At 67.9% G+C, this 2,488-nt stretch carries 1 protein-coding gene; it reads left to right on the top strand.

What is annotated here, in order from left to right; genetic code table 11:
* Window positions 1–233: 233 nt before the first annotated feature.
* Window positions 234–1,682, top strand: a complete 1,449-nt coding sequence (locus tag ACFWTC_RS38760) for a hypothetical protein (RefSeq protein ID WP_384030720.1) — start codon at window positions 234–236, stop codon at window positions 1,680–1,682.
* Window positions 1,683–2,488 lie beyond the last annotated feature (806 nt).

Genomic DNA, 2,488 nt, shown 5'->3' with positions numbered 1-2,488 from the left:
CAGGCACGAGATCAACAGACACACAACAGATCCTGCCGACCTACCAGCCAACTGACAACCCACCAGCCAAAGTTCATTCTGAAACGATCAGTAAGTCACCAGCATTGCGCCTAGGCCGTCTCTTTCGGATCTTGCCGGGCCCGCGGCGCCCTCGTGACCGGGCCCGGAGCCGGCGGTGATGACTGCCCTCCCCAGGTCTCTTCGCGAGCAACGGAGTTGCTAGCTTTCGGATCATGGGGAGAATCGCCTGGGTAGCCAGGTCTTTGGGTGGGGGTGCGCTGCTGTTTGCGGTGCTGGCACTGTGGGCGCTGCTGTTCAACGTCGGCATATCGGTGTATCGGCCGGACGTGGCTATGCTCGGGGCGGTGGCCCTGGCGCTGGCCGCCGGGTGGGTGTGGTCGGCCTCCCGGCCGATCCCGGTCACGCCACCGAGGCAGGTCGAACCGGTGCCGGCGCCGCCCGCGAAGCTGCCCTGGATACGGCCGTTCAGGGACTTCCTTTCCCTGCTGCTGGCCGTGGTGGTGGTATTGCCCGCCGTGGCCGTGCTCACCGAGCTGATCACGCGCCCGGACGGCGACGACCTGAAGCGGATCGCGGCCATACAGAAGGCCGGTGCCGAAGTGACGCGGGGCACCATCGTCGAGGTCCAACGGGTGAAGTCGGGGAAGAACAAGGAAGTCGCGGACACCGCCGACGTCACCGTCGAGGTGCCCGCCCGCGGCCCCGGGGGCGGCAGTGCGGGCACCAGGCGGCTCGAGGTGGTGAGCGGGCACATCTCGGACCCCTTCGGGGGCGACTTCGAGGGTGAATCCGTCCTGGTCCTGCACGCCCCGACGGCGCCCGCACTGGGCGGCGTCGTGGACGACCCCGGTCACGTCGAGCGGTACGTGGAGGCGGCCTTTCCGCTCGCGTTCTCCCTCACGCCATTGACCACCTGGATCGGCCTTGGCCTCGGAGCGGTCCTGACGTTCTTCGGCTCGCTGATGTTCGTCCGGGTCCCTCCGTCCGATCCCGCCCGGCGGACCCTTCGTGAGGGCGCGGCCGCCGGGGCGCTGCCCGCCGTCCGGGCTCGGATCGTCGCGGCCCAGCGGAACGAACACACCACCTTCGGAACGGTGGACGGCACGGTTCGGGTGCGATCGGACCACAAGCTGCGTTTCGCGCTGGAGGACGGTTCCGAGGTGCTGATCGGCAACCCGACCGTCGAGCCGGCCGGGCTCGCCCTCCTCGCGGCGCGCATGGGAGAACGGCCGGGCTGGCTGTGCGGTGCCCGGAACTGGCGTCTGATCCGCTACGACGAGCAGCCGGTCGCCTTCGTCACCGACGAGGGGGAGGTGGCGTGGCTGAAGATCGACCGTGAGGAATTCCAGCGGGTCCTGGAGCCCGCCACCCCGGTACAGCCCGACCCGGAGCGCTCGACGCGGCTCTCCCCGTGGCCCACCACCGTGGTGCCTGGGGCCCACTGGCCCTGGCTCGGGGGCATGGCGCTGTCCTACGCACTGGTCGTTCTCGTGCTGATGCTGCCGATGTCCTGGCTCGCCGCATCTCTGACGACCTCACTCGCCGCGGCCGTGGCCGTGGCGGCCTGCGTCTTCCTGGTGCGGCGCCGGGCGGACCTCTCCGACCGGACGGGCCGCTGGGAGGTCCGCGCGACCCGCGACCCGGAACTCGGTCCAGCCTGACGCCCGAGCAGCCCTGGAGATCATCCGAAAATCTGTGATGGCCGGAGTAGACATTGGGTGGTGGTGTGGTTATGGTTTCTCTCGTAGCCCAGAGAGACCGCAGGGCCTGGCAGAGACGAACTGCCGGGCAGGCAGAATCCGCAGTACAGGCAGGACCCGTATGACGGTGCGGTGGTGGAGTGTCGAAGCCAGAGCAGTTGCAGGTCGGCGACGGGACTGATCACCGGACCGGGTGGCCCGCAGTCATCAGGGGCCACCACACGCAGTACCAGCAATTGACGCAGTGGTGCAGTACGGCAGTGCCTCGGTCAGGGTGTCGATGGTGGGCATCCGCATCGGGAGGTTCGGCAGTGGGGTTCCAAGCCAGAGCAGATGCAGGACGGGCGACGGGGCTGGCTGCCGGAAGCGTGGCGCTCGGTCAGGCCGCGAGCAGTGCAAAGCGGTTCGCAGTAGAGCAGTACGAGAAGTACCCGGCAGTGAAGTCAGTGAGTGGTACCTCGGTGAAGGCGTCGGCTGCGGGCGCGCGCACCGGGAGGTTCGGCAGTGGGGTTCCAAGCCAGAGCAGATGCAGGACGGGCGACGGGGCTGGCTGCCGAAACGTGGCGCTGCTGCAGGTCACGAGCAGGACGCAGTTCGCATCGCCAGCAGTACCAGCAGTTCTGAGTGGAGCAGTACCCGCAGTTCGCAGTATCAGCAGTTCCCAGTGGTAGGTAGTTGATCATCCGAGGGATGAACGGAGGGATTGGGCGCCATCAGGATCGCCCGGACGGAGTGTTGAGTCCGGGTACCGCGGGACATCGTTAGTG

Source organism: Streptomyces sp. NPDC058619 (assembly GCF_042717785.1).
GTDB lineage: Bacteria > Actinomycetota > Actinomycetes > Streptomycetales > Streptomycetaceae > Streptomyces.
The sequence above is the reverse complement of the archived record's forward strand: the minus strand, read 5'-3'. Positions and strand labels throughout refer to the sequence as shown.